The sequence below is a fragment of the Lysinibacillus sp. TE18511 genome, from assembly GCF_054062295.1.
The window spans coordinates 13719-40426 of record NZ_JBSSFD010000005.1; the positions used below are offsets into that span (position 1 = coordinate 13719).

Below are 26708 nucleotides of genomic sequence, written 5' to 3' on the forward strand. Positions count from 1 at the left end.
AGATTTGCAAATTCACCGGTTGAACCATTAATTTCGCCGCTAAGATTCAATACTCCGCCGCTGGAACCTCGAATTCCGCCGGTAAGACCCCTAACTTCACCGCTAACACCTCTAACTTCGCCGCTAACACCTCTAACTTCGCCGCTAAAACCCCTAACTTCGCCGCTAACACCTCTAACTTCGCCGCTAACTCCTCTAACTCCGCCGCTAACACCCCTAACTCCGCCGCTAACACCTCTAACTTCGCCGCTAAAACTCCTAACTTCGCCGCTAACACCCCTAACTTCGCCGCTAAATCCCCTAACTCCGCCGCTAACACCTCTAATTCCGCCGGTAAGACCTCTAACTTCGCCGCTAACACCTCTAACTCCGCCGCTAAAACCCCTAACTCCGCCGGTTGAACCAAATATTAAGTTACTAGAACAACCTCTGCCGCATGTGCGAGCTTAATTTACTGAAATTTGCTTGTGTTATGAAAATATTGCGGTAAAATAAAACTTTAGTATAAGGAGGATGTATTTTCGTGTCTTCAAGAGATCAATTTACAACTAAAATTGGGTTTATTTTAGCTGCCGCTGGAAGTGCTATAGGGTTAGGAGCTATTTGGAAGTTTCCTTACATGGCGGGTACTAATGGCGGAAGTGTCTTTATTTTATTATTCATCTTATGTACATTTCTCATCGGCTTACCGGTGTTAATTGCAGAATTTATGATTGGTCGTCGTGGGCAAAAAGATGCCGTCACGTCGTTTAAGGAACAAGCACCAGGAACTCCGTGGTACTTGATAGGATGGGGTGGCATGATTATTGCCGGTCTAATACTTTCATTCTACAGTGTTGTTGGTGGCTGGATTTTAAGTTATTTGGGCCGTGCCTTTACATTACAGCTGAATAATCCTGGTTCAGATATTAATTATGCAGATTTGTTTAATGACATCATTTCAAACCCACTTGAAGCAGTACTTGTACAAGGGTTATTTATGTTATTAACTGTAACGATTGTATCAGCAGGTATTAAAGGTGGTATTGAAAAAGCTAGCACTTGGATGATGCCTCTTTTATTCATCTTCTTCATCGTGTTAGTTATTCGCTCCTTAACATTGGATGGCGCGATGGAAGGCGTCAAATTTATGTTCGTTCCTGATTGGTCATACTTAAACGCGGAAACATTTTTAAAGGCGCTTGGACAAGCATTCTTCTCGTTAAGTGTCGGGATCGCCGTAATGATCACATATTCTTCCTATCTATCCAAAAGCGAAAAAATTGGAAACTCGGCCATCAATGTTGCATCCATGAATATTATCATTTCTTTACTTGCAGGCCTAGTAATTTTTCCAGCAGTGTTCGCACTCGGCTATACACCTGATCAAGGTCCTGGCCTCGTATTTATTATTTTACCTGCTGTTTTTGAGCAATTACCTCTTGGTGGACTGTTCTTAACGATTTTCTTTGTTCTTCTACTATTTGCAACAGTAACTTCTTCCATTTCCATGTTAGAAATCGTCGTGGCAATCGCAATTGGAGATAAGCCTGAAAAGCGTAAAAAAATCGCTTGGATCGGTGGTATCATTATTTTCATCATTGGTATTCCAAGTGCCCTATCATTCGGCATCCTATCCGATGTAAAAATTTTAGACCGCTCTATTTTTGATTTTGTAGACTTTTTAACCAATAGTATTGGTATGCCAATTGGAGCCTTACTAATTTCCATCTTTGCAGGCTACTATTATACAAAGGACATTTCGCGTAAGGAGCTTGCCTCCTCAAATCTGATGTTCAATATTTGGTATTATTCAATTCGTTATGTTTCTCCGATTGCAATTTTAATTATTTTCATTCAGGGGATTTTACCGTTATTTAAATAATTTGAATCTAAAAAACGAGGTTGTCACAACATTGAATGACAACCTCGTTTTCTATAGAAAAGCAAAAAGCATAATTAGATAATGCATTTTGCTTCAAATTTTATCGCAATAAGTTTGTATGAAATGGCTACACAATTTTCAAATGGAATCCATTCTTCAAACGAATGCTCATACGTTTCTTGAATAACCTTTGCAAGAACGGATGGGTCATCAATGCCTTGCAATGCTGCTACAACATCTGCCGTTTCAGTATCATAATGGTCTGGACCTAAGTTAAATGGATCCCACTCCTCTAGCAGATGTACAGCTGCTCGATTCATTTTTATATTTTCCAAAATGCTCACCTATTATCCTTTTATCATACTCGTATGATACCATAGTAAAAAAAAAAGAAAAGAGTGATTTGCTTGTCTATTTTCGATCAAACTAATAAACGTCGATGTACAAACTCTGTAAAATGGGACGCAATGGAAAACGTCTATGGATTAAAAGATGCTTCAGACATACTGCCAATGTGGATTGCCGATATGGACTTTTCCGCACCAGCAGCGGTGTCAAAGGCGCTACAAGAGCATGCTGAAAAGACTGTTTTCGGTTATAGTTTTGTAAGCGGGGAAGCCATACAGTCGATAGTAGACTGGCAATTTATTCAACATGGTTGGCACATTGAAAACCAATCTATTCTATTCTGTAACGGTGTTGTCGCTGCTTTAGCTAATAGCATCACAGCACTGACAAATCCCGGAGATAAAGTACTAATTTCCACACCAGTCTATCCGCCATTCTTTAACATAACAAAAAGTAATGCTCGAGAGATTGTTAGCTGTCCTTTAGTCGAAAAAGACGGAACATTTGTCTATGACTTTGAAGCTTTTGAACAGGCACTTGCTCAAAATGTGAAAGCCTACATATTGTGTAATCCGCATAATCCAGGTGGCTATGTATGGGATGAAGCAACTTTAAAGGAAATCGTGCGCCTTTGTGCAAAATATGATGTAGTGATTATTTCCGATGAAATTCATTCCGATTTGATGTTAGATGGCTCAAAACATACGCCACTAGCAAAAATTGCTGGGGATGAAATGGATCGTATTATTACATGCATGGCACCAACTAAAACATTTAATTTAGCTGGTATTCAGGTTGCCTATATGATTGTTACGGATAAGAAAAAGCGTATGTTGCTAGAGGCAGTGAATATGGCTAGTGGGCAAGGCTCATTAAATACCTTTGCTTCGGTTGCACTTCAGGCTGCTTATACTGAGGGGTCTCCATGGTTAGAAGAAATGCTTACTTATATTTCTAATAATATGGACTATGTCATTGCTGAATTAGAACAATTACCTGGTATTCATATTACAAAACCTCAGGGCACTTATTTACTTTGGATTGATTATCGGGAATTAGGACTGGATGAAAAAGAAATCATGAAACGCTTGCTAGAAGATGGCAAGCTTGCATTAGAGCCAGGAACAAAATATGGCGAAGAGGGACGCGGCTTCTTGCGTATGAACATTGCTTGTTCATTTGATACAGTAAAAGACTGTGTTCAACGCTTTAAGCAAGCACTACAGGCATAACAGTAAATTGTAAAGGATATCTCGAGTTGTTCGGAGATATCCTTTTTATGTTTAGAAATATGTATTGGTTGAAAAGTTTGTTATCCCGAATAATGAGAAAGGTAGTAGAGATATTTATCACTTGTACTCGTTTGCTTTACAACTTTCAAAAAAGTAGCAATCCTAAAAAAATTGCCTCACAGTCATTTTTAACTGCGAGGCATCTGGCTTTCTACACTTTAAATATTTTGCTGATTGTTTGTATTTTTTCTCTCAGCTAGAATACGTGCTTCGATTTCCTTTGTTTTCATTTCTTGTTTTTTAGAAATTTTACGGAAAGCAATAAATACAATAATACATAAAATAAGCATTATTAAAAATTCAAAAGCTGCAGGAATATAGCCTGATTTATCTTCTGGGAAATATAAAAATTGATACATTAAATGTTCCATGTTTTACACGTCCTTACAATTATTATTCAAAAACTGTAATTGACTCAATTTTCACATCTTCTAACGGTTTATCACGGAAGTCTTTTTCTACATCTGCGATTTTGTCTATAATGTCCATTCCTTCAACAACATGACCAAATACTGTATGTTTATGGTCTAACCAAGGTGTACCACCATTTTGAGCATAGGCTTCAATAATTTCTTCAGGGAAGCCCGCACCTTGTAATTGGCGAAGCATATCACTTGGAAGGTGCTTCATTTGAACGATAAAGAATTGTGAACCATTTGTGTTTGGACCTGCATTTGCCATTGAAAGGGCACCGCGAAGGTTAAATACATTATCAGAAAACTCATCCTCGAAAGAGTTACCCCAAATTGATTCGCCGCCCATACCTGTACCAGTTGGGTCACCGCCTTGAATCATAAAGTCTTGGATTACACGGTGGAAAATGATGTCGTTATAGTAACCTGATTTTGCATGACCTAAGAAGTTTTCAACAGTTTTTGGTGCATGCTCTGGGAATAATTTAATTTTGATGGCACCTAACGTTGTTTTCATTTCTACAAGTACTTCACCTGTTTGTACTTCTGTTGTTAATTGTGGAAACATTCAAGTCTCTCCTTTAAATGTAAAATTTCTGTTTTCATGTAAATGATAGTAGTATATCATTTCTGACCTCATTTTAGTCTACCATACTTCTTAATGGTTTTCTTCACCAAAGTATTGACGATTTATGCACTTTTAACTTTTTAGCTCATTATCATAACGTTGGGTTGATTTCCATTCCGACTGGGCGCTTTTCTGGAGTCGCCTAGCCTCCACTCCAATCAACACATAGCCAAATGCCATCTCCCATTTTCTATAATGAACCAACTCTATAAAAAAATATTATGTACTTAAACATGTCAACAGTTCTTAATACAGCTATCTAAGATTTTCGATAAAGTGCAAATAGGTCAGAACGAGTATTTGGAAACCATCCAAATTATGTTATTCTGTAGAATGACCCATATTTAGAGTGGAGGCACATATGAAAAAGGCTTGTGGTTTTTTTATCATTTTACTATCCTTACCTGCCCTTTGGTGGATTAGTACAAATATTAGGACAGAAATCAATTCAGCAAAAGCGCATGAGGAGCAAATTGTTGATGCGATTCATTTACCGGAAGTACAGTCACAGCTTCCAGTAATACTTATTGACCAAAACGGGGAAACATTTAGCGAGGAATATGTCGAATGGCGGCAACCTCTAACATTACAAGAAATTCCACAAATTGCCCAGGAAATTTTTATTGCAAGTGAGGACGCTAATTTTTATGAACATATCGGCTTTGACCTCAGTGCGATCATTCGTGCAATGGTTGCCAACTCAAACACAGATTCTACTTCACAAGGTGGTAGTACCATTACACAGCAGCTCGTTCGTATGCGTTATTTATCCGATGAAAAAACATATGAACGAAAATTAACTGAGCTTTTCTATTCCTATGAGCTTGAGAAAGAATTTGATAAAGACGCGATATTAACGATGTATTTAAATGAATCCTATTTTAGCAATCAAGTTTATGGAATCGGAGGAGCAGCTACATATTATTTTCAGAAACCACTCCAAGAATTATCTGTTGCTGAAATTGCATTTATTTCAGCCATTCCAAATAACCCCTCACTTTATAATCCTTTAAAAAATTTTGATAAAACAAAAGCGAGACAGGAGCGGTTATTAGATACTCTTGCAGCGAGTGGGGCTATAACAACAGAAGATGCTATTACATATAAAGCTGAAACAATCACGTTAAATGTAAAGAATAAAGTTCAAAACTATCCTATGTACAGCACTTACGTTCTACAAGAGCTTAGATGGTTAGTTGCAGAAAAAGAGGGCTATGCAGATCGTCTTGCAAATACGCAAAGCGAGGAAGAAAAGAAAAAAATTAAAGCGCAGTTAGACAATCGACTAAATACATTATTTCAAAATGGATTAACGATTCATACCGCACTTGATCCTAACAAACAAGCGCATGATGAGAAAGAAATGACAGCAATTCTAGGTTCGGGCAAATTACAAGCAGCTGGAGCAGTTATTGATAATAAGTCCCGTGAAGTCGTTAGTCTTTATGCGGGGAAAAACTATGAAAAATTTGATTTTCACCGAGCCTTTCAAGGTACAAGGCAGCCAGGCTCTGCCTTTAAACCGCTAGCGGTATATGCACCTTTGTTTGAAACGACAACATACACACCAGATTCTACAGTCAGTGGTGGCAGTTATTGTGTCGGTTCATTTTGTCCACAAAACTATGGAGGCTTTACGTACGGTGATGTTTCAATTCGGACAGCATTTCGATATAGCTACAATACATCGGCTCTCCGACTCTTTAACACAGTTGGGATTGAAACAGCCTTTAGTTATTTAGATCGCTTTAACTTCCGCTCCATCGTTGAAAAAGATCATAATTATGCTGCCTCGTTAGGAGGATTAACATATGGTGTTACAGCACTTGAGCTAGCAGATGCCTATACGAGCTTTATAGACGGCTCATATGTACTAGCCCATAGCATCCGTAAAGTGACAGCAGCTGATGGAACGGAGCTTTACAGCTGGGATACAGCACGCGATCAAATTTGGTCACCGAAAACGGTAAAGTATATGCGTGCATTGCTTGCGGATGTTGTCGCGAATGGTACAGGACAAGGTGTTTATAGTAGAAGTAACTATGTCGGTGCCAAAACCGGAACAACAAACAACTATCGCGACTACTGGCTTGCTGGATTAAATGATGAATATACGGCGGCAGTATGGCTTGGCTATGATAAGCCACAATCTATGGAAAACTTAGAAGCTTATAAGATTCATCATCAGCTATTTAATGTATTGATAGAATAAAGATTCTCGATTAAAAGGAGCAGCCCTTTGTGACATTCATCACTCTAGGGCTGCTCCTTTCATTGTTTAAGTTGCTATTTAATTTGCAAACGGTAAACTCGCCAAGATGCCATTATACAATTTTAAAACGACATAAACTAAAAGTGATAATAATATTGTCCACATAAAAAGCTCAAATACTAGTAGCCCAATCGTTCCACTCATAGACATATAATGGCTCATTTTATAAATAAGGTAAATAAAATAAATAAAGACAGTTAAGACAAAAATCCCTATTAAAATATAAATAAATTGAATAGCAAAGGCTGAGCATATTGCACCTACAACTAAAATTATGTAACCGCCTCGTGCTTGATGGACTGTCGCACCTTCATTGTCTTTTGAGAAAAATAACATCCCCAGCTCGTGAATAGTTTCCCCTACTAATTTTAGTGCTGAAAATAGCATAAAAAAGATGACAGCAAAGACAATTAGCAAAAAAACACGTAGTTCGAAATCGGATAAAAATTCACGCATGCCAGAATATACGCCAATTGCTTGAAAAATTTGCAACGATTCACTTACAGCATACATCCCAAATGTTAAACTAAATAACAAAATCGTAATTAATGGTAAATAACCATAAATATAAGGGTTCTTCATAAAAATTTTTTTCCTCTGATTCTATTGATAACTTCCTATTTATAATATAGCCAAATTTCTTCCACTATCGCAAGCTAAATCCTATTAGTGCATATGCATTCGTACAAAAAGTACGTTATAATTGACATACTACCTGCATAAAGGAGGATTTTTTTGTTACAAGTACTTTATATTTTCATTCCAATGCTTGCCGCAATATTTGTGCCATTTTTATATAAAAGCATTAAAAATATTCATACAGGCTGGTTTGTTCTTGCAGTACCTGCTACACTTGCGATTATTTACGCCTCTTATATCCCAAAAGTAGCAGATGGTGAAGTATTTCTTGAAGAGCTTCCTTGGATTCCATCGCTCGATATTTCCGTCGTTTCTTATATCGATGGACTTAGCTTGCTATTCTCATTACTAATTACTGGAATTGGCTCATTGGTCGTACTTTACTCGATTTTTTATTTAGACAAACATAAAGAAAAATTACATAATTTTTATGTTTATTTATTATTATTTATGACCGCGATGCTTGGAGTAGTGCAGTCGGATCATTTAATTACTTTGTACTTTTTCTGGGAGCTAACATCTATTTCATCATTTTTACTAATCGGTTACTGGTATAACCGTGATGCCTCTCGCCTTGGTGCACTTAAGTCTATGATGATTACGGTCGGTGGCGGCTTAATGATGTTAGGAGGATTCATCCTTCTTTATTTAATGGGAGGAACGTATTCAATCCGTGAACTTATTGTCATGGCACCTAATTTAGTGCAGGATCCGTTATTCACTTGGTCGCTCGTTTTAATACTTCTAGGTGCCTTTACGAAATCCGCACAATTCCCATTCTACATTTGGCTACCAGATGCAATGGAAGCGCCAACACCAGTTAGTGCATACCTTCACTCCGCAACAATGGTAAAAGCAGGTATTTATTTAGTTGCACGTTTTACACCGATTTTTGCTGCTTCTGAACTTTGGATATGGCTCGTTACAGGCGTTGGTATCTTAACTTTATTCTGGGGATCTTTCTTTGCAGTGAAGCAAACAGATTTAAAAGGAATTCTTGCATTCTCTACCGTGAGTCAGCTTGGACTTATTATGTCATTGCTTGGAGCTAGTGCCGTAGCGTTTCATGGCAATGGAGCAACAGATTCTATTAAATTTGCTGCTTTTGCGGCGATTTTCCACCTTATAAACCATGCGACGTTTAAAGGTAGCTTATTTATGATTGCAGGTATTGTCGATCATGAAACAGGTACGCGTGATATTCGTAAACTCGGTGGTTTAATGAGTATTATGCCGCTTAGTTTCACAGTCGCAGCAATCGGAAGCTTATCAATGGCTGGTCTACCACCATTTAATGGCTTCTTAAGTAAGGAAATGTTTTTAACAGCAATGCTTGCACTTCAAAATTTCGAATTTTTCGGCTTTGATACATGGGGAGCACTCTTCCCTATTATCGCTTGGGTTGCTAGTATTTTCACATTTATCTATAGTTTCTATTTCGTCTTTAGAACATTTACTGGTAAATATACACCAGAGAAATTACCTCATAAACCACATGAGGCACCAATTGGCATGCTAATTTCGCCAATGATTTTAGCAGCATTAGTCGTAACAATATTCTTTATTCCAAACTTTGTTGGTGATACTTTTGTAAAACCAGCAGTACAAGCTATTCAACCATTCTTATATGATTCACCAAAGGATATTGATATTCATGTGTCAGCTTGGCATGGAATTACACCTGAATTACTCATGACAATTGGCATAGTGATTATTGGGGTTCTCTTGTTTGTAGCATTACCGAAATGGCAGAGCATCTATGAAAAATTCCCACGAGCTTTGACATTAAATAATGCATACGACAAAATTATGCTCGGACTAGATGTTGGGTTAAATCGTGTATCACGTCTTTATATGACAGGCTCTATGCGTCACTACCTGCTATATATGTTTAGTAGCATTGCAGCAATTGTTATAGGTTCTTTATTTGTGAAAGATGCTTTTACAGTTTCCTTCCAAGACACTGCTCCTATTCGTCCTTACGAAATCATTTTAGTTGTAGTTTTAGTCATTGGAACGTCCATTACAATTTTGGCAAAGTCACGTTTAACAGCCATTATAGGTCTTGGCGCTGTCGGCTACACAGTGGCATTATTCTTCGTTATTTTTAATGCTCCTGATTTAGCATTAACACAGCTTGTCATTGAAACGATTTCTGTAGCACTATTTTTACTAGCGTTTTATCATCTGCCTAAGCTTGGCAAACGAGAAGAACGTATGAGATTCCAATTAAATCGCGCGATTGTTTCAATTGCAGTCGGTGTTATGGTCACTCTTGTAGCGCTGTCTGCACAATCACAAAAATTGATTCCAACTATTTCGAAGTATTACGAGGAAACAGTTTATTCAAAAGCCGGCGGTGGAAACATTGTCAATGTTATCTTAGTAGACTATCGTGGCTTTGATACATTATTTGAAATTACAGTGCTAGCTATTGCTGGGATGGCCATTTTAGCAATGATCAAGCTACGCATGAATAGAAAGGAGAAATCACATGAAAACAAATGATGTAATTATACAATTTACAGCAAAAATTGTATTCTTCATTATTTTCTTCTTCTCCATTCATATTTTTCTTGCTGGACATTATACTCCTGGGGGCGGCTTTGTAGGTGGACTGTTAACATCGAGTGCCATTGTGCTCTTAGTCCTTGCCTTTGATTTAAATACGGTTCGTAAGGTATTACCAATAAATTATACGTATTTAACAGCAATAGGTTTACTACTAGCCTTTGCAACAGCCGCTTTCCCTATGTTTTTGGGCGAACCGTTTTTTACACATTTCTTTGATTATTTCGATTTACCGCTTCTAGGCAAACAGTCATTACACACGGCTATGCTTTTTGATAGCGGTGTCTATTTGGTTGTTGTCGGCGTTACGATGACCATTATTCAAACAATTGGGGAGGATGAATAATGGAAATAATTATGGCGTTTGTCATCGGCTTTCTGTTTATGGCAGCGGTTTATTTAATCTTATCTAAAAGTTTATTGCGCATTATTATTGGGACAGGTCTTTTAAGTCATGGTGCCCATCTTCTCATTTTAACGATGGGTGGACTTGGCGGTGAAGCACCCCCTGTTTTAAAAGAAGGGGCGAAAACATTTGCAGACCCTTTACCACAGGCGCTAATTTTAACAGCGATTGTTATTAGCTTTGGGGTAACAGCGTTCTTCCTTGTACTTGCTTACCGTTCTTATCAGGAGCTCGAAACAGATGATATAAGCTTAATGAGAGGAAGTGATGAGGATGAATAACTTCCTTCTACTACCAATTATCATTCCGTTCTTCTTCGGCATGATTTTAATGTTTGGGCAAAAGAATTTAAAATACCAGCGTTCATTCGCATTACTTGGTATAGGACTTGCACTTATATCAGCCATTTCACTGCTTATAAAGGTGAAAAATGATGGTATTCAAAAGGTGACATTCGGGGATTGGCCTGTGCCATATGGCATTACGATGGTTTCAGATATGGTGTCTGCACTACTTGTCACAACAACGCTGCTTATCACCTTCTTTGTTGTTTGGTATGGCTTTGGTTCCATCACAAAGGAACGTGAACGCTTCTTTTATTACCCTGGAATCATGTTTATTTTAACTGGGGTTAACGGGGCATTTACGACAGGCGATATTTTTAACCTTTTCGTGTTCTTCGAAGTATTGTTAATGGCCTCGTATTTACTCATCGTTCTCGGTGGCGAAAAAGGGCAGCTTAAAGGTTCCATTAAATATATTTTAATCAATGTTATTTCATCTGCATTATTCGTTATTACAGTTGCCTTCCTTTACTCTGTAGTAGGTACATTAAACATGGCAGATATTGCAGTAAAAATTGCTGAAATCGATCAACCAGGCATTATTACTGTTATAGCTGTACTATTTTTAATGGTATTCGGGTTAAAAGCGGCTATTTTCCCGCTATACTTCTGGCTTCCAACATCTTATGCGGCAGCACCTATACCCGTGTTAACGCTATTTGGTGCACTACTAACAAAGGTCGGTATTTACGCGATTACTCGAACATATACTTTGTTCTTTGTTCATGATTTATCGTATACACATGATTTACTAATGGCATTAGCAATTGCAACAATTATTGCAGGCTGTATTGGCGCACTTGCCTATCACGATGTTAAGCTCATCATTATATATAACATCGTCATTGCTGTAGGTGTTATTTTATTCGGTGTATCTCAAATGAATGAGGTTGCTCTAAAGGGGGCAATGTTTTATTTAATTCATGACATGCTTATTAAAGCAGCACTCTTTATGTTGATCGGTATAATCATCTACATTACCGGCACATCTGATTTACGAAAAATGGGCGGTCTTATGAAGAACTATCCTGCTCTTGGTTGGTGCTATTTAATTGCTGCATTGGGTTTAGCAGGAATTCCCCCACTTAGTGGCTTTGTCGGAAAACTCTTGATTGTCCAGGGTGGTTTTGAGGCAGGTAGTATGTGGAGTAGTATATTTATTTTAGCTTCATCACTCCTCGTTTTATTGTCTGTTATTCGTATTTTCCTTTATGCCTTCTGGGGTGAAGAAAAAGAAACAAAGGGTACTGTCGATAAAAAAGTTTATCATACACTGTTTGTACCTACTGTCCTTTTAGTGCTCATTACCGTAGCATATGGTGTTGGATCTGAATGGATTACACCATTCATGGACGATGCCGCAAAACTTTTAAATGATCCATCTATTTATATAGATGCTGTATTGAAGGAGGATTAGAGTTATGGCATTTCAAATTATTTTAAATTTTGTACTTGCCTTCGTCTGGATGTTCCTTTCTTCTAATTTCACAGCAACAGGCTTTATTGTTGGGTTCATTCTCGGTATTATATTGATCATTATTATGCGTAGATTTTTTACCACACGTCTTTACGTCTACCGTATCTGGGCAATTATTAAGCTAACTTTACTCTTTTTAAAGGAATTAGTGTTAGCGAATATTCAAGTTCTTCGAGTGGTCTTAAAGCCAAAGTTGGATATGCAGCCTGCATTCTTTGCCTATCCGACTGTTTTAACACAAGAATGGGAAATTACTTTATTATCGAGTCTTATTACTTTAACGCCTGGTACAGTAGTAGTGCATGTATCAGATGATGCAAAAACTTTATTTGTACACGCAATCGATATTAGCGATGTCGATGAAGCGGTTGCAGCAATTCGAGATTCATTTGAGCAAGCAATTTTGGAGGTGAGTAAATCATGACAACGTTTATTATTGCTGCGATTGTAGTGATTTGCTTATCGATGATTGCAGTCGTTTATCGAATGGTTAAAGGTCCTTCTGCATCTGACCGTGTTGTAGCATTGGATTCATTAGGTGTGTCAGTAATCTCGCTAATTGGACTGTTTTCAATATTGGTTGAAACAAGCTTCTTCCTTGAAATTATATTATTGTTAGCGATATTATCGTTTATCGGTACTGTTGCATTCTCTAAATTCATAGAGAAAGGAGATATCATTAAACGTGACAATTCTCGCTAATAGTTTAGTTATCTTTTTCATTTCTATAGGGGTGCTATTTATTGTCGTGACAGCCATCGGTCTTATCCGTTTACCTGATTTATACACACGTGCTCACGCTGCTTCAAAAAGTGCAACGCTCGGTGTCATGTGCGTACTCATTGGCGTATTCTTTCACTTTTGGCTGATTGAAGATCACTTCAATCCCCGCATTTTGCTAGGTATATTATTCCTGTTCATTACAGGTCCTGTTGGAGGACATATTATGACCCGCTCCTCATACATCGCTGGCGTAAAGCCTTGGAAAGGCACAGTACGTGACGATCTCGGGCCTGAAATTGATCGAATGAAAAAAGAACAAGGCATTAAATAACTTATCTAAAACATATGGCCAATGAAATCATCTAGACTTCATTGGCTATTTTTTAATTACTTGATAGCATAAAAAACTCTTTTTCTAATCCGATCCCTTCCCAAAAGTTTAATGCTAAGTCATTTTCTAAATCTACATAAACATTTATTACAGACGTATCGTGCTCTTCGTCAATCCAATTCACTAAATCATCTACTAGACGTTTAGCAACCTTCTGTCTTCTATAAGTAGGTATTACATAAACTTCATCTATTTGGCCATAGTTCATATCATAAATTAAATCTTTTTTTATCGAAGCCATTCCAAAACCAATAATTTGATTGTTGTCATTAGTTGCGATATAAATAACCCCATATTTTGATTGAATATATTGTTCTAGCTGTTCTTGAATACCTTGTCTTTCACTCTTCTCTAATTCACTATCTGCCGTTTCTTTGGCATTTTCATTCCACAGTTCCACTATTTCATTTAATAATTTCGGGTTCACGTCATCTTTGGTTAGTAATTGAATATGTATGCTCATTTTTTTCATCTCCTATAACATTTGATAATTAAATCATCTCACAACAAATGGAATAACTCTATAAAAATAGAAAAATTTGGACCATAACCAAAAGTTGTGGATGACATTTTAAAATATATGTCCTTTATATTAGTTGATCTTCGTTCCGACTGGGCGACTCCTTGGAGATTAGCGATAGAGGAACGAAGGCTAAGAGCATCACGTCCTGTGATAACGCCTTCGTGACCTACATCGTGTAGGCCCAAGCGGCTCATCAAACGCCCCCAGAGGCTATGCTCTGTGCGAAGGTGAAGCGTCAGCAACAAATGTTTTATCTGCGCGAAAGTGAAGCGTCAGCAACAAATGTTTTATCTGCGCGAAAGCGAAGCGTCAGCGGCTAAGCGCCCAGTCGGAACGGAAATCAAGCACACGTTATGGTGATGAGCCAAAAATTTCTCACAAAAAAAATCTGCTTCATCAAAAGCAAGCAGATTCTTTAAGAAAGCAATTTTTATTAAATATATCCTTTTGAAGTTAAAATGTCTGTGAGCCGGTCTACACATTCTTCAATGGAATAACGTTCTGTGTCTAAAATAATTTCTGGATTTGCTGGTTCTTCATAAGGCGCACTAATACCTGTAAAGTTTGGGATTTCTGCATTCCGTGCTTTTTTATAAAGTCCCTTTGGATCACGCTTTTCACACGTTTCTACAGAGCACCTCACATATACCTCTATAAATTCTCCTTCTTCTACCAGCTCACGTACAACTTGACGATCTTCCCTATAAGGAGAAATAAAAGCTGTTAATACAATTTGACCACTTTCTACAAAAAGCTTAGAAACTTCTCCGATGCGACGAATATTTTCCTTCCGGCCTGCTTCGTCAAATCCTAAATCCTTATTCAGGCCATGACGAACGTTATCACCATCTAAGACAAATGCTTGATTGCCACGTTCAAAGAGCCGGTGAGCGAAGGCATTCGCCACAGAAGATTTTCCTGAAGCCGATAAACCAGTGAACCATAAAATAAAGCTTTGATGTTTATTTTGTGTATGACGCTGCTCTTTCGTAATGGATGCTTCATGCCAAACGATGTTCGAACTCACTTTAAAACCTCCTTACGCATTCCTTTAATCAGTACATCAACAACCTCTTTACGACTAAATGTACTTGGTGGCACTTCACCATTACGTAACATTTCACGAACTTTAGTACCCGATAAAATGACGTGTGCTGAGCTATCATGAGAACAAGTTTTCGTCGTTGCCATGCCCTCACATTTGTTACAATAGAAGCTATGCTCAAATTTTAACGGAACAATCCCTAATTCATCTTCAGAAAATTTTTCAAAGATTTTTTGTGCATCATATGTGCCATAGTAATCACCAACACCCGCATGGTCACGCCCAACGATAAAGTGCGTACAGCCATAGTTTTTTCGTACAAGTGCATGGAAAATGGCTTCCCTTGGTCCTGCATAACGCATTGCGGCTGGAAATACGCCTAATTGCACGCGATTTTCAGGATAATAATTTTTAAGTAGAACCTCGTAGCTTTCCATACGAATTGCAGCTGACACATCGTCTGATTTCGTTTCCCCAACAAGCGGGTTTAAAAATAATCCATCAATTGTTTCAAGTGCCGCCTTTTGAATATATTCATGTGCCCGGTGTACCGGATTACGTGTTTGGAAGCCAACAATCGTTTTCCAGCCCTTTTCTGCAAACAGATGACGTGTTTCAATCGGATCAAATGAATAGGCGGAAAACTTTTGCTCAAGACGTTTTACTAATGTAATTTTGCCGCCCACATAAATACTTGGACGTTCATGCAGCTTTTTAACACCAGGATGCTCTAAATCCTCTGTTCCATATATTAGTAATGCCTCTTTCCGCTTATTCGGTTCATAAATATCAACAACTTCGATAACGCCATAAACAGCATCACCATAAACTAATTTTGCCTCATCGCCAGACTGTAATGTTGCCGCTACTTCCTTTGTTACAGGTAGTGTAATCGGAATACTCCACACCACGCCTGATGCTAAACGTGTATGCTCAACAACGGATTCATAATCTTCCTGCGTTAAAAAACCTTCAATTGGACTGTAACCGCCGATAGCAATTAACTCTAAATCACTAAGTGAAATGGCATCAAGTTCAATAACTTTTTTTATTTGTGTTACATCCTTCTCTGGATTGAAAGCTTGCACTAATCGTCCACCATGTGGTTGTAAACTCATCAAAATCTCCTCCTATTTTTATTAAATTACTTTGTTTTATATTTAAGCAGATGTGTTGATTAACCATTTTTATCCATCCTAATGTTTATATGCGCATTGATTGGGGTTCCACACTGATTTAATTGACTCCCATTAAATACCTTCACCTGCGTCATATATTGAGCGCTCTTCTTCACGCATTGTTCGCATTAAGCTAATGACACCAAGCGTTCCGACAATAATACTGCCAGTTAATACGATGGCATAGATATCTTTCTCTAAGAATAGCTGTACTAAAAAATAAGAAATGACTAAAGAAAAAATTGGGGAGACAATCCAAATACGGATTATTTTTTTCACGATATACTTATGAAAAATTTGTTTACCGTTTTTGGCCATCCCCATCCCGATGATGGAAGAGGATGTTACTTGTGTTAACGGCACGGGAAGCCCAAAAATAGAGCTAATACCGACAAGGAGTGCTCCTGTACTCGATATCAATATCCCCTCTGGCTTCTCAAAGTGCATAATTTTTTTACCGTTTGTTTCAAGTACTCGTTTTCCTAGTAGCATAGCACCGAGCGCCACAAATGCCCCACCAAGCCATATTCCACTTGTTACGCCCATCACTCCTGCACCAACAAGAGGGCCAACTGCATTTGCTACGTTATTCATCCCTGCTGAAAATGCTTCGAAAAATCCGGCAAAGACAAGAAGAATCGTTAATATCGGTCGATCCTTTAACAAGCCCTTGCCTCGTAATTTATATAGCCACTTACCAAAGACAAGTGCTATAACGAACGCAATAATCGGAATAATGACCCAAAATGAAATGATGACAAGCAATGATTTTACATATAACACTTTATAGGCAATCCCAACACCTACAACTGCTCCCACTGTTACTTCACTCGTCGATAGTGGGATGCCCAAAAGATTAGCAAGGAATAGTGAGCTTGTGGCAGAAATCAAAATAATTATGACAATCTTTACAGTAATGTACTCCTGCGGCATTATCCCTGAGCTGATTGTTTTTACTACCTCTCCACCACCAAGCACAGCCCCACTAAAAACACCCACTGAACAAATTAACAATGCTTGCCAAGCTTTTTTGATGGCACCTGCACCGTAAGCAACCCCCATTGAGGCTGCCGCTCCACTGGCCCCTATATTCATCGCAAAAAATAAACTAATCGCTATCGCAACATATTCAAGCATGACAAAACCCCTTTATTCATGTAAACCACACTCGGTTTTACCAGATTCCTGCCATCTCCCTGAACGTAAATCATCCATCGTAAATGCTGGTTTTGTACAGTGCTCACAACCAATGCTTGGATAACCTCTGTCGTGTAAAGGATTGTAAGGTAAATTAAACTTTGAAACATATCGCCAAACATCCTTCCATGTCCAATGAATAAGTGGACAAATTTTAATCGACTTAAATTTATCGTCACGATTGATAAAGTTTGTATTTTGTCGGGTTGATGATTGTTCACGACGCAAGCCTGAAATCCAAGCTTTTGCACCTGCTAACGCTTCATGTAGTGGCTTTATTTTGCGAATTTCGCAGCATTTATTTGGATTAGACTTCCATAGTTCTTCGCCGTATTGTGCTGCTTGCTGTTCTAATGTAAGTGCTGATTTTTGCATAATTATGTTAAGCTGCGGATATTTTTCTTTTACTCTGTCAATCGTTTCATATGTTTCCTTAAAATGAACATCTGTATCTAAAAAGACAATCGTAGCATCAGGCTTCACTTTTGAAATAAGGTCAATCAAGACAATTCCTTCAATCCCAAAGCTACATGCATAGACGATATCCTCTCCGTATTCAGTATAGCTCCACTGTAAAACCTCCAGTGCAGCTTTATAAGTTTCATCAACATTAAAATCCATTGTTGGCTCATGCCAAGTTGCATATGTTAACATAATAATCCCCCTCGAACGAAAAAAGACGTTCTAACGAAAGACATCGTAATAGACATGCCTTTGTTAAAACGCCTCTAGTTTGACTAGCCAGCTTATTATGAAACGATGGTATTAGCTACCTCGTTCTACAATATTCCCTCTTATCACCAAGATATACTAAGTACACCTAGCAGACAACTAGGTTTTATAAGAAAATTCATTTTTTAATGCGCGAACATCCCCACGAAATCCACATTGAAACAACCCTGGCATCGTTCTCGTTAAATAAGCCATATCTACTTGCTTGAACTTATCGTGCAGATGGAGCTATGTCGTGAATATATTGATGAATGTTTAGAATCAATTAGCTTAAGGTTAGTGATCATGGAATTGTCAGTTCACAGCGATTAACGGGTTAATTATGAAAATCTCGCCCGTCGTGAACAGCTGTTACATAACCTGCACGAATTACAAAGTCTCCGAAATGTTCACCCTCTAAACGTTCCTTTGCATAGTGCAGAAGGATCGGACGAAGCTCTGCTAAAATCTCCTCTTCCCCAATATTTTCACGATAGATTTTATTGAGACGATTACCAGTAAAGCTTGCTCCTAAATACAAATTATATTTCCCTGGGCCTTTACCGATAAAGCCAATCTCAGCCATTGCCGCACGTGAGCATCCATTCGGACAGCCTGACATACGAATAACAATTTCTGTATCGTTTAAGCCTGCCTCATCGATGATTGTTTCAATTTTTGTAATTAGAGAAGGCAAGTAACGCTCCGCTTCTGCCATCGCTAAACTACATGTTGGTAATGAAACGCAAGCAATCGAATTACGACGCAATGCAGAATAGTGCGCACCATCTGAAAGCTTATATTGCTCAATAATAGCAGCGATTTTTTCCTTCTTTTGTGATGTTACATTACTAATCATTAAATTTTGGTTTGGTGTTAAGCGGAAATCACCCGTATGCACTTTAGCAATTTCACGTAATCCTGTTAGAAGCTCATAATTTTCAAAGTCTTTAATACGGCCATTTTGAATAAATAATGTATAGTGCCATTTGTCGTCTGCACCTTTAATCCATCCATATTCATCACCTGTACGCTCAAAGGTAAATGGACGAGCTTGTTGGATGTCCCAGCCTAGACGACGCGTCAGTTCATCATTAAACCATTCAAGTCCTCTAGCATCAATTGTATATTTAAAACGTGCATTTTTACGCACTGAACGATTCCCATAATCGCGCTGAATCGTAATAATTTTCTCCGCTGTTTCCAATAGTTTATCAGGAGTAATAAAACCAATTACGCGAGCGAGCTGGGGATATGTTTCATGATCACCATGTGTCATACCCATTCCTCCGCCAACTGCCACGTTAAAGCCTACTAACTGATCATCCTCAACAATGGCAATAAGTCCAATATCTTGGGAGAATACGTCCACATCGTTACTTGGTGGAATAGCAATACCAATTTTAAATTTACGCGGCAAATATTGCGCACCGTATATAGGTTCAATTTCTTCATCCTGACTATCGACTACCTTTTCACCATCCAGCCATAGCTCATGGTATGCTCGTGTTCTAGGTAGTAAGTGCTCACTTAATTTTGCGGACCAGTTATAAATTTCCTCATGTAATGCGGATTGGTTTGGATTCACATTACACATCACATTACGATTTACATCCCCACAGGCAGCGAGAGAATCCAATAATACCTCATTAATTTCCTGCATATATTTTTTGACATTCCATTTTAATATCCCATGCACTTGGAATGCCTGACGTGTTGTTAATTTTAAGGAGCCATTGCCATACTTTCTCGCCATGTCATCCATTACTAGCCATTGTGCTGGTGTGGCTGCCCCTCCTGGTGTTCGTACACGCACCATAAATTGATAAGCTGGCTCTAGCTTTTGACGTTGGCGTTCATTCCGAAGATCACGATCATCTTGTAAGTAACTACCATGGAATTTCATCAAACGGTTATCATCCTCTGGAATACCTGAGCTTAATGGATTATTCATCGTACGTTCAAGTGTTCCACGTAAATAATTACTATCGCTCTTAATACGCTCTACATCACTAGGTTTTCCTAGTTGTGGAGGTAAAACAATTTTTTCAGTCATTTGTTATCGCTCCTTTAATCAATTATGCCTCGGCAGAATTGTAGCTTACGCATTACTTTCGCTACATAAAACATTTGCCGAAAGAAGTTAATAAACGTCACGTTGATAGCGTTTCTGTTGTTTAAGTTCATTGACAAAGGCTTTTGCTTCCTCTGGCGTTTTTTGCCCTTGCTGCTCAATGACGCGATGTATTGTTGCATCAACATCAGCCGCCATCGATTTCTTATCACCACAAACGTAAATGACAGCTCCTTGTTCTAGCCATTCATAAAAGTCCGCAGCATTTCCCTCAATTTTATGTTGTACATATATTTTTTTATCTGTATCACGGGAGAAGGCGACATGCATTTGACTTAGTGTGCCTGAAGCAAGCCAACGCTGCCAATCTGTTTGATAAAGAAAGTCTGTGACGAAGTGCTGATCACCCAAAATCAGCCACGCTTTTCCTTCGATACCTAGTTCCTCACGCTCCTCTAAAAATGCACGGTACGGAGCGATACCTGTACCGGCTCCAATCATAATAATCGGTGTGTCCTCATGCTCTGGCAATCTAAAGTTCGGATTTTTATGAACATATATTGGTAATGAATCACCAATTTGTACACGCTCTGCAACGCTACCAGAACAAACGCCAAGACGTTGTCGTCCATTTGTCTCATAGCTTACTTTCCCAATTGTTAAATGTACCTCTTCACTGTTTGCCTTCTGACTACTAGCAATTGAATAAAGTCGCGCCGGAATTTTACGCAGTAAATTAACCAATTGCTGTGCATCCCATGTAAATGGTGCAAAGTCTTCTACAACATCGAGCAAATCTCTTCCTTTTGCATAGTCTTTCCAGGCACTCGTGTCTTCAAGTAGCTTTGTAAATTCTTGATGCACCGTAAAGGCACCCATTTTTTGTAACAACGGCTTAGATAGAACTGTTATTTCTAGCTTCTTTTGTAATGCATTCTTTAATGGCAGTGTTTCTTCAAATACGTTTACTTCAGTTTGTGGATCAAACTGTAAGGCTGTTATTAAAGCATCGACTAGTTTTTCATCATTTTCTGGTTGAATCCCAATACTATCCCCTGGTTCGAAATGAAAATTTGCATCCTCGATTGATAATTCAATATGACGTGTTTCTTTGTTTGAACCGCGGCCATTTAAATTAATGTTTTCAAGTACTTCAGCATAAAACGGATTTTTACGAGAATATGTAGTGTCTCCTTGTGCTGGCTGATTTTGTGTAGTAGACGTAGTAGCTATATCCGTTTGTTGAAGCAATTCCCGCTGAACAGCTGAGAACCATTGTGCTGCCACATCATCATAATCTACATCGCAATCTGTGCGAGGGACGATTCGGGTTGCCCCTAACTTGGCAAACTGCTCATCAAAATCCTTTCCTGTTTTACAGAAAAACTCATAGGAGCTATCGCCTAAAGCTAACACTGAATAATGAAGATGCTCTAACTTTGGAGCACGCTTACTATGCAAAAATTCGTAGAACTGAATCGCTTGATCAGGTGGGTCCCCTTCCCCATGTGTGCTAACAATGAGTAAAAGATTTGTTACCTTTTTTAAATTGTTTGGCTTAAACGTTGCTAACGATGAGATTGTTACGTCAACTCCATTGTCTTTCAATGCTGAGGCGTATTTTTCAGCTAACCCCTGGCTATTGCCTGTTTGTGATCCATATAAAACGGTCACTGTTTTGGTGATTGGTTTTACTGTCGGCTTTTCTTCTTCAACAATGGCATCAATAGTTGCTAGTGGAGCACTTAAATAGCCGTTTAACCAAATCCTCTGTTCTCCTGTTAGTTTAGGAAGCAACTCATTTAACAGCTTTACCTGCTCCTCATTAAATGGACTGTTTATTACTTGCAGTTTCAATCTTGCCACCTCACGTATTCGTATCATTTTCTTCTCTTAGTAATTTGTCTGAATTTGAGCTCATCACCATAATGTAGGGTTGAACATACTAGACCGACGCTATACTTTAACCAATATAAAATTATCGGAGTCGTATTTTTTCCTTCTTTTCAATTTGGACCACGTAGGAATTTTGTACAATCAATGTAATGGATCCATGATTCATCGTATTTAAAATTTGGCGGACATGATCTAATGCTAGATTTATATTTTCAGTCCTTTTATCTACCATTACAAACACCTTCCTCATTCAATTGTAGTAATTGATAAATACGTTCCACTAAAACTTTCTTTACATTGTCGTCATAGCCTAAACTTTCACATAAAATAATATTATTGTTTTCATAGACCTGTAATCGTCTTGTTATGCTTTGGCGCAAAATCCCAGTAAACAATAAATACGGTACTATAAATACTTGATTGGACCCATTCTTCTCTTGCTGTAGCCAATCTTCCAACGTAGGACCCGTTCCATATAAAAAACATGTGTCTGCAGCTTCATAAGCATATTTATCACGTAATCTAGTTGCAATTTTGGCTAAATCACTCTTTACTGCAGGATCACTACTCCCACGACCTATAAGTAAAACACTTGCATTGTTAGTAGGTAACCTTGCTTCTAAAATTCTAGTCTGTAGTGTATCAATTAATAGTTCATGGACACCAAGCGGTTCACCGTATGTAAAGCGCACTTGTGGATGCTGTTTTTTTGCTTTCTCAATCTCACTTGGAATATCATGCTTTGCGTGCTGAGCAGCTAATAATAAAATAGGCATGACGGCTATAGCTGTAGCCCCTCGTTTAATACAACTATCTATACCTTCAGCAATAGTTGGCGCCGCGAGTTCTAAAAAACAAATTTCTTGGATTGGTATCTCAATCTCCTGTTGTACGCTCTTTAGAAAGGTAACCGCTTGCTCCACTCCCGCCTTTACACGACTACCATGAGCGATATATAAAATGGCTTGCATGAACCCACACCCTTACACAGAATTTTCCGCCAATTTAAGCTGTGGAATCTTTTGCTCGAACCATTGAATTTGTTCCCTTAAAGCAACAACTTTTCCCACTACAATTATGCTTGGATTTTGAATATTTTCTTGCTGCACTATATCTTCAATATTGGCTAAAGTACCAGTGACTGTTTTTTGCTGAGAAAATGTGCCCCAATGGATGAGTGCTACCGGTGTTTCTTCGTCACACCCATACTTGAGTAGCTGCTGACGGATATAGGGAAGATTACCGACCCCCATATAAATCGCAATTGTCTCAATCCCTTTTGCAAGACTTTCCCATCGAATTGCATCGTCCTTGCCCTCTTGCATATGTCCAGTGACCATTGCAAAACTTGAGCTTAAATCACGATGTGTAACGGGAATCCCTGCATAGGCTGGCGCTGCTATCCCTGAAGTGATACCTGGTACAATTTCGAAAGGAATATTATGCTGTGCTAATACCTCTGCCTCCTCAGCTCCTCTGCCAAAAACGAATGGGTCACCTCCCTTTAATCTCGTGACAACCAATCCTTGCTGTGCATAGCTGACAAGTGATCGATTTATCTGTTCTTGAATCATGGCATGTTGCTGAGGTAGCTTACCGCAAAAGATGAGCTTAGCTTCTCGTTTTGCATAAGATAATAGCTCTTTATTGATGAGTCTGTCATACAGAATGACATCTGCACATTCGATACACCGTAATCCTTTTACAGTAATAAGATCAACATCGCCAGGACCAGCACCTACTATAAAAACTTTCCCCATTTGTTTTCACTCCTTCTCGTCTCTTGATAGATAGAGATCAATTTCGCCTTGGCGTAATTGCGTCCGGATTTTGAATTGTGTTTGGACACATGCTGAAATGGAACCACCCCCGTATTCATCTCCTCACCTTTAGAGATAGTAGTTTTCTCTGAATGAAGATAAAAAGAGACTCAAATTATCCATAGGCATAGCAGTACCTGTGAATAATAAGAGCCTCTAGTTTACTAGTCAGCTTCGTTTTTAATCCTTAGTAATGTAATAAGAATAATAAACAATTAGGTGTATTCTTGTCAACAATTTTTTTAATACTTAGTTAATAATTTTCATTCGATTACAAAACGCCTTTAATTTTTCGTCATTTCCAAATAAATGTTATTTACTTAATTTATTTAGGAAATATTAAAATGGCTACAATTATTATTAAAGGAAAAAACCAGCTGTCGATATTGTTACCGACAGCTGGTTTGCAATTTTTGTGTTGATCGATCTTTATTTTTTTCGAATTAATACGGTCGATAACGAGGCCGTCTATATGGTGGATATGGTGGGTATGGTGGGTACGGTGGATATGGTCGATAGCTAGGATAGTATGGATATTGATTAAATTGCGTTCCTAGTAAACCTCCTAAAAACCCTCCAAAAAACGGCGCACCGAATGTCCAAAAGCCTCCTCCTGGATAACCTCCGAAAAATGGCATATGCTTCCTCCCTTTTTACTCTATCGTATGAAGGAAGATACATATCTCACATGTATATCGCCTACTCTATTTTTCTTCTCCTAAACGTTGCACAAAGTTTGCTAGTGTACGTACCATTACACCTGTACCACCTTTTGGGCCTAGGTCATGTACTGCAATCGCATCTGATGTCCCTGCAATATCTAAGTGAATCCATGGTGTATCACCAACAAACTCACCAACGAAGCCTCCACCAAAGATCATATGTCCATCACGACCTGGAGAGTTATTTAAATCAGCGACATCTGATTTACGAATTCGTTTTTTATCACTTTCTGTTAAAGGCATACGCCATACAAACTCATCAGTCTCTTGTGCAGCTTCCATGAAATCCGCAAAGAATTCATCATCATTAGCCAGTGCACCAGTTTTATCCATACCAAGTGCAGTAATGACTCCACCTGTTAACGTTGCAACATCGATAAGGGAAGTAGCACCTTGTTGCTTAGCATATGTAGTAGCATCTGCTAATACTAAACGTCCCTCAGCATCGGTATTTAAAACCTCAACCGTTTTGCCACTATATGTCGTAATAACATCATCCGGCTTAAACGCTGTGCCAGATACCATATTATCGGTAGAGCCAATAACTGCTACAACATTTTTATTAGGGCGTAATTCACCGATGATTTTCATAGCACCTAGTACTGCTGCCGCACCGCCCATATCGCCCTTCATGCCTACCATTGCATCTCTTGGCTTTAAGGAATAGCCACCTGTATCATACGTAACCCCTTTGCCGACAAGGCCAATTGGATCGTCGAAATCTTCAGTCGCTTTATATTTTAATGTTATTAAACGAGGTTCTTCATGGGAGCCTTGATTGACACTTAAAATACCGCCCATACCTAGTTCTTCTAGTTGTGCTTTATCTAAAATTTCAACTTCAAAATCATACTCTACTGCTAAACTCTCTGCATAATTAGCTAAATCTGTTGCTGTAAGTAGATTTGGTGGTAAATTGATTAAGCTACGCGCTTCGTTCACTGCATCTGCATAAATAACACCAACCTCAAAGCTTGCCACTACCTCATCTATGTCATCGGCAGTAGTCACAAGATGAACCGCGTCAATACGCTTATCTACTTCATTTGAAGTTGTTTTGTAATGAGGAATTGAATAATAACCAAGACTTGTTCCTTCACCAGCTAAAAACGCAACATCTGCCACAGTAATAGCATCTGTCGTAAACGATTCAAGCCAAATTGAATATTCTTTAACTTTTAAGGCTCTAAGTTCCTTGCCGACCAATCCAAAAGCTGCACGAACATCGCCTTCCGTTAGGTTTTTACGCTCATCCAAACCAACAAATATAATACGTTTAAGATTTGGGTGAACTTTCAAGAATGGCAATTTCGTCATTTTTTTTAGCTCTGTCGATACGTCCCCTGCACCAAGCCACGCATCAAGGGATTCTCCATAAAATGCAGAAAAACTTGCCCAATCCTGCATTTGCTCACGATGTTTAGTGACTCCTACTACTAACACCTCAGTAGAAATCGTTTCAAACGTTTTTGCTTCTTTTTCAATATGCATGTAAATTCCTCCATTCAATACTTTATTATACCTAAATTTCAGAAAACACGTAATATTTGGCTTTTAGAAAAAAATGAATGGTATAATAAAAGCATTATAAGTGAAGGTTGTGATGATTATGAGTTTACTTCAAAATACCCCTTTACTCGTTGCCCTCTTTGCAGTTCTCTTTGCTCAGTTTGTAAAAATTCCTATTCATTTTTTAATGACAAGACAAATTAACTGGGGACTAATTACTTCCACTGGAGGTATGCCTAGCTCACACTCCGCTTCCGTAACAGGACTAACAACCTCTATTGCCTATGAAACAGGGCTAGATTCCCCAATTTTTGCCGTAGCCGCTATGTTTTCATTTATCGTCATGTATGATGCGAGTGGAGTACGCTATCAGGCAGGTCAACATGCAGCTGTTTTAAACCAACTACGTAAGGACTTTCAAATACTGCTTCACGATTTTAAAAAATGGCCACAAATGGATGGGCAAGAAAAAATGGAAGAGCTAAAAACATTGCTGGGTCATAAACGAAGCGAGGTATTTTTTGGGGCACTAACCGGGATTTTTATCGCCATCATAACCTACCAGTTTATTTTGTAAAAAAAAAATGGACACATCCTCCTGTTGAGGCTGTGTTTTTTTATTTATCGGAACACTTTTATGATTTATCGGAAACATCTCGAGTTTT

The 26708-nt window shown here is 38.4% G+C and carries 28 protein-coding genes; 11 read left to right on the forward strand and 17 right to left on the reverse strand.

The annotated features are described in order from the left end of the window. Window positions 1–46 precede the first annotated feature (46 nt). Complete coding sequence (locus ACVWXS_RS05060) at window positions 47–406, reverse strand: hypothetical protein (protein ID WP_456956599.1); 360 nt, start codon at window positions 404–406, stop codon at window positions 47–49. 117 nt (window positions 407–523) lie between these two features. Between ACVWXS_RS05060 and ACVWXS_RS05065 the strand changes: the two genes are divergently transcribed. Then, the gene (locus ACVWXS_RS05065) at window positions 524–1864 is read left to right on the forward strand and encodes a sodium-dependent transporter (protein ID WP_456956601.1); all 1341 of its coding nucleotides are present in this window, start codon (window positions 524–526) and stop codon (window positions 1862–1864) included. A 74-nt stretch (window positions 1865–1938) separates the two neighbouring features. Here the strand turns inward: ACVWXS_RS05065 and ACVWXS_RS05070 are convergent, their stop codons facing one another. After that, window positions 1939–2199, reverse strand: coding sequence for a DUF1871 family protein (locus ACVWXS_RS05070; RefSeq protein ID WP_083227047.1), 261 nt, complete (start codon window positions 2197–2199; stop codon window positions 1939–1941). A 72-nt stretch (window positions 2200–2271) separates the two neighbouring features. Between ACVWXS_RS05070 and ACVWXS_RS05075 the strand changes: the two genes are divergently transcribed. Continuing rightward, window positions 2272–3444, forward strand: coding sequence for a MalY/PatB family protein (locus ACVWXS_RS05075; protein ID WP_456956603.1), 1173 nt, complete (start codon window positions 2272–2274; stop codon window positions 3442–3444). Window positions 3445–3662: 218 nt separating this feature from the next. On the opposite strand, the gene ACVWXS_RS05080 is transcribed toward ACVWXS_RS05075, so the two are convergent. Next, entirely contained in the window at window positions 3663–3875 is a 213-nt protein-coding gene (locus tag ACVWXS_RS05080; RefSeq protein WP_456956605.1) for a hypothetical protein, read from the reverse strand. A gap of 22 nt (window positions 3876–3897) precedes the next feature. Then, window positions 3898–4485, reverse strand: coding sequence for a peptidylprolyl isomerase (locus ACVWXS_RS05085; RefSeq protein ID WP_368637779.1), 588 nt, complete (start codon window positions 4483–4485; stop codon window positions 3898–3900). A 421-nt stretch (window positions 4486–4906) separates the two neighbouring features. On the opposite strand from ACVWXS_RS05085, the gene ACVWXS_RS05090 reads away from it, so the two are divergent. Beyond that, window positions 4907–6757, forward strand: a complete 1851-nt coding sequence (locus ACVWXS_RS05090; protein WP_456956607.1) for a transglycosylase domain-containing protein — start codon at window positions 4907–4909, stop codon at window positions 6755–6757. Window positions 6758–6835: 78 nt separating this feature from the next. Here the strand turns inward: ACVWXS_RS05090 and ACVWXS_RS05095 are convergent, their stop codons facing one another. Then, window positions 6836–7399: a DUF5366 family protein gene (locus ACVWXS_RS05095; protein ID WP_368637781.1), complete on the reverse strand. Its 564-nt coding sequence runs from the start codon at window positions 7397–7399 to the stop codon at window positions 6836–6838. A 153-nt stretch (window positions 7400–7552) separates the two neighbouring features. Here ACVWXS_RS05095 and ACVWXS_RS05100 point away from each other — a divergent pair, with 153 nt between their 5' ends. From ACVWXS_RS05100 to mnhG, 7 genes are read left to right on the forward strand one after another with little or no spacing between them, the layout of a single operon-like run. Next, window positions 7553–9964 carry a Na+/H+ antiporter subunit A gene (locus ACVWXS_RS05100; protein ID WP_456956610.1) on the forward strand — a complete coding sequence of 804 codons (2412 nt, stop codon included), beginning with the start codon at window positions 7553–7555 and terminating at the stop codon, window positions 9962–9964. Then, a complete protein-coding gene (locus ACVWXS_RS05105) occupies window positions 9951–10373 on the forward strand; it encodes a Na(+)/H(+) antiporter subunit B (protein ID WP_368637783.1) in 423 nt (140 codons plus the stop codon). The genes ACVWXS_RS05100 and ACVWXS_RS05105 overlap by 14 nt, the downstream gene beginning before the upstream one ends. Further along, window positions 10373–10714, forward strand: coding sequence for a Na(+)/H(+) antiporter subunit C (locus ACVWXS_RS05110; protein ID WP_053593262.1), 342 nt, complete (start codon window positions 10373–10375; stop codon window positions 10712–10714). Before ACVWXS_RS05105 ends, ACVWXS_RS05110 begins: the two co-directional genes overlap by 1 nt. Further along, a complete protein-coding gene (locus ACVWXS_RS05115; protein ID WP_402991729.1) occupies window positions 10707–12194 on the forward strand; it encodes a Na+/H+ antiporter subunit D in 1488 nt (495 codons plus the stop codon). Before ACVWXS_RS05110 ends, ACVWXS_RS05115 begins: the two co-directional genes overlap by 8 nt. A 4-nt stretch (window positions 12195–12198) precedes the next feature. Continuing rightward, a complete protein-coding gene (locus ACVWXS_RS05120; protein WP_456956613.1) occupies window positions 12199–12678 on the forward strand; it encodes a Na+/H+ antiporter subunit E in 480 nt (159 codons plus the stop codon). Beyond that, window positions 12675–12956: a Na(+)/H(+) antiporter subunit F1 gene (locus ACVWXS_RS05125; RefSeq protein WP_068985297.1), complete on the forward strand. Its 282-nt coding sequence runs from the start codon at window positions 12675–12677 to the stop codon at window positions 12954–12956. The genes ACVWXS_RS05120 and ACVWXS_RS05125 overlap by 4 nt, the downstream gene beginning before the upstream one ends. Then, window positions 12940–13308, forward strand: a complete 369-nt coding sequence (gene mnhG, locus ACVWXS_RS05130; RefSeq protein WP_368637787.1) for a monovalent cation/H(+) antiporter subunit G — start codon at window positions 12940–12942, stop codon at window positions 13306–13308. The genes ACVWXS_RS05125 and mnhG overlap by 17 nt, the downstream gene beginning before the upstream one ends. 52 nt (window positions 13309–13360) lie before the next feature. Here mnhG and ACVWXS_RS05135 read toward each other — a convergent pair whose 3' ends face one another. From ACVWXS_RS05135 to ACVWXS_RS05190, 12 genes are all read right to left on the reverse strand, one after another. Continuing rightward, window positions 13361–13831 carry a GNAT family N-acetyltransferase gene (locus ACVWXS_RS05135; RefSeq protein WP_456956615.1) on the reverse strand — a complete coding sequence of 157 codons (471 nt, stop codon included), beginning with the start codon at window positions 13829–13831 and terminating at the stop codon, window positions 13361–13363. Window positions 13832–14324: 493 nt separating this feature from the next. Next, window positions 14325–14918, reverse strand: a complete 594-nt coding sequence (cysC, locus tag ACVWXS_RS05140; RefSeq protein ID WP_456956617.1) for an adenylyl-sulfate kinase — start codon at window positions 14916–14918, stop codon at window positions 14325–14327. Beyond that, window positions 14915–16054 (reverse strand): sulfate adenylyltransferase, encoded by a 1140-nt coding sequence (gene sat / locus ACVWXS_RS05145; protein WP_456956619.1) that lies wholly within the window; start codon window positions 16052–16054, stop codon window positions 14915–14917. The genes cysC and sat overlap by 4 nt, the downstream gene beginning before the upstream one ends. Before the next feature lie 132 nt (window positions 16055–16186). Beyond that, window positions 16187–17251: an anion permease gene (locus ACVWXS_RS05150; RefSeq protein ID WP_456956621.1), complete on the reverse strand. Its 1065-nt coding sequence runs from the start codon at window positions 17249–17251 to the stop codon at window positions 16187–16189. 12 nt (window positions 17252–17263) lie between these two features. Continuing rightward, window positions 17264–17965, reverse strand: a complete 702-nt coding sequence (locus ACVWXS_RS05155) for a phosphoadenylyl-sulfate reductase (protein ID WP_423474718.1) — start codon at window positions 17963–17965, stop codon at window positions 17264–17266. A gap of 394 nt (window positions 17966–18359) precedes the next feature. Then, the gene (gene cysI / locus ACVWXS_RS05160) at window positions 18360–20078 is read right to left on the reverse strand and encodes an assimilatory sulfite reductase (NADPH) hemoprotein subunit (RefSeq protein ID WP_456956624.1); all 1719 of its coding nucleotides are present in this window, start codon (window positions 20076–20078) and stop codon (window positions 18360–18362) included. Window positions 20079–20165: 87 nt separating this feature from the next. Further along, on the reverse strand, window positions 20166–21953 hold the full coding sequence (locus ACVWXS_RS05165; RefSeq protein WP_456956626.1) for an assimilatory sulfite reductase (NADPH) flavoprotein subunit: 1788 nt from the start codon (window positions 21951–21953) through the stop codon (window positions 20166–20168). Between the two features lie 121 nt (window positions 21954–22074). Continuing rightward, window positions 22075–22224, reverse strand: a complete 150-nt coding sequence (locus ACVWXS_RS05170) for a YezD family protein (protein WP_456956628.1) — start codon at window positions 22222–22224, stop codon at window positions 22075–22077. After that, the gene (locus tag ACVWXS_RS05175; protein ID WP_456956630.1) at window positions 22214–22963 is read right to left on the reverse strand and encodes a sirohydrochlorin chelatase; all 750 of its coding nucleotides are present in this window, start codon (window positions 22961–22963) and stop codon (window positions 22214–22216) included. Before ACVWXS_RS05175 ends, ACVWXS_RS05170 begins: the two co-directional genes overlap by 11 nt. Before the next feature lie 12 nt (window positions 22964–22975). Next, window positions 22976–23752 carry a uroporphyrinogen-III C-methyltransferase gene (cobA, locus tag ACVWXS_RS05180; RefSeq protein ID WP_456956632.1) on the reverse strand — a complete coding sequence of 259 codons (777 nt, stop codon included), beginning with the start codon at window positions 23750–23752 and terminating at the stop codon, window positions 22976–22978. A 503-nt stretch (window positions 23753–24255) separates the two neighbouring features. After that, window positions 24256–24450 carry a uroporphyrin-III methyltransferase gene (locus ACVWXS_RS05185; protein WP_456956634.1) on the reverse strand — a complete coding sequence of 65 codons (195 nt, stop codon included), beginning with the start codon at window positions 24448–24450 and terminating at the stop codon, window positions 24256–24258. Window positions 24451–24516: 66 nt separating this feature from the next. After that, entirely contained in the window at window positions 24517–26025 is a 1509-nt protein-coding gene (locus ACVWXS_RS05190; protein WP_456956636.1) for a leucyl aminopeptidase, read from the reverse strand. Window positions 26026–26137: 112 nt separating this feature from the next. Here ACVWXS_RS05190 and ACVWXS_RS05195 point away from each other — a divergent pair, with 112 nt between their 5' ends. Further along, complete coding sequence (locus ACVWXS_RS05195) at window positions 26138–26620, forward strand: divergent PAP2 family protein (protein WP_374965518.1); 483 nt, start codon at window positions 26138–26140, stop codon at window positions 26618–26620. Window positions 26621–26708 lie beyond the last annotated feature (88 nt).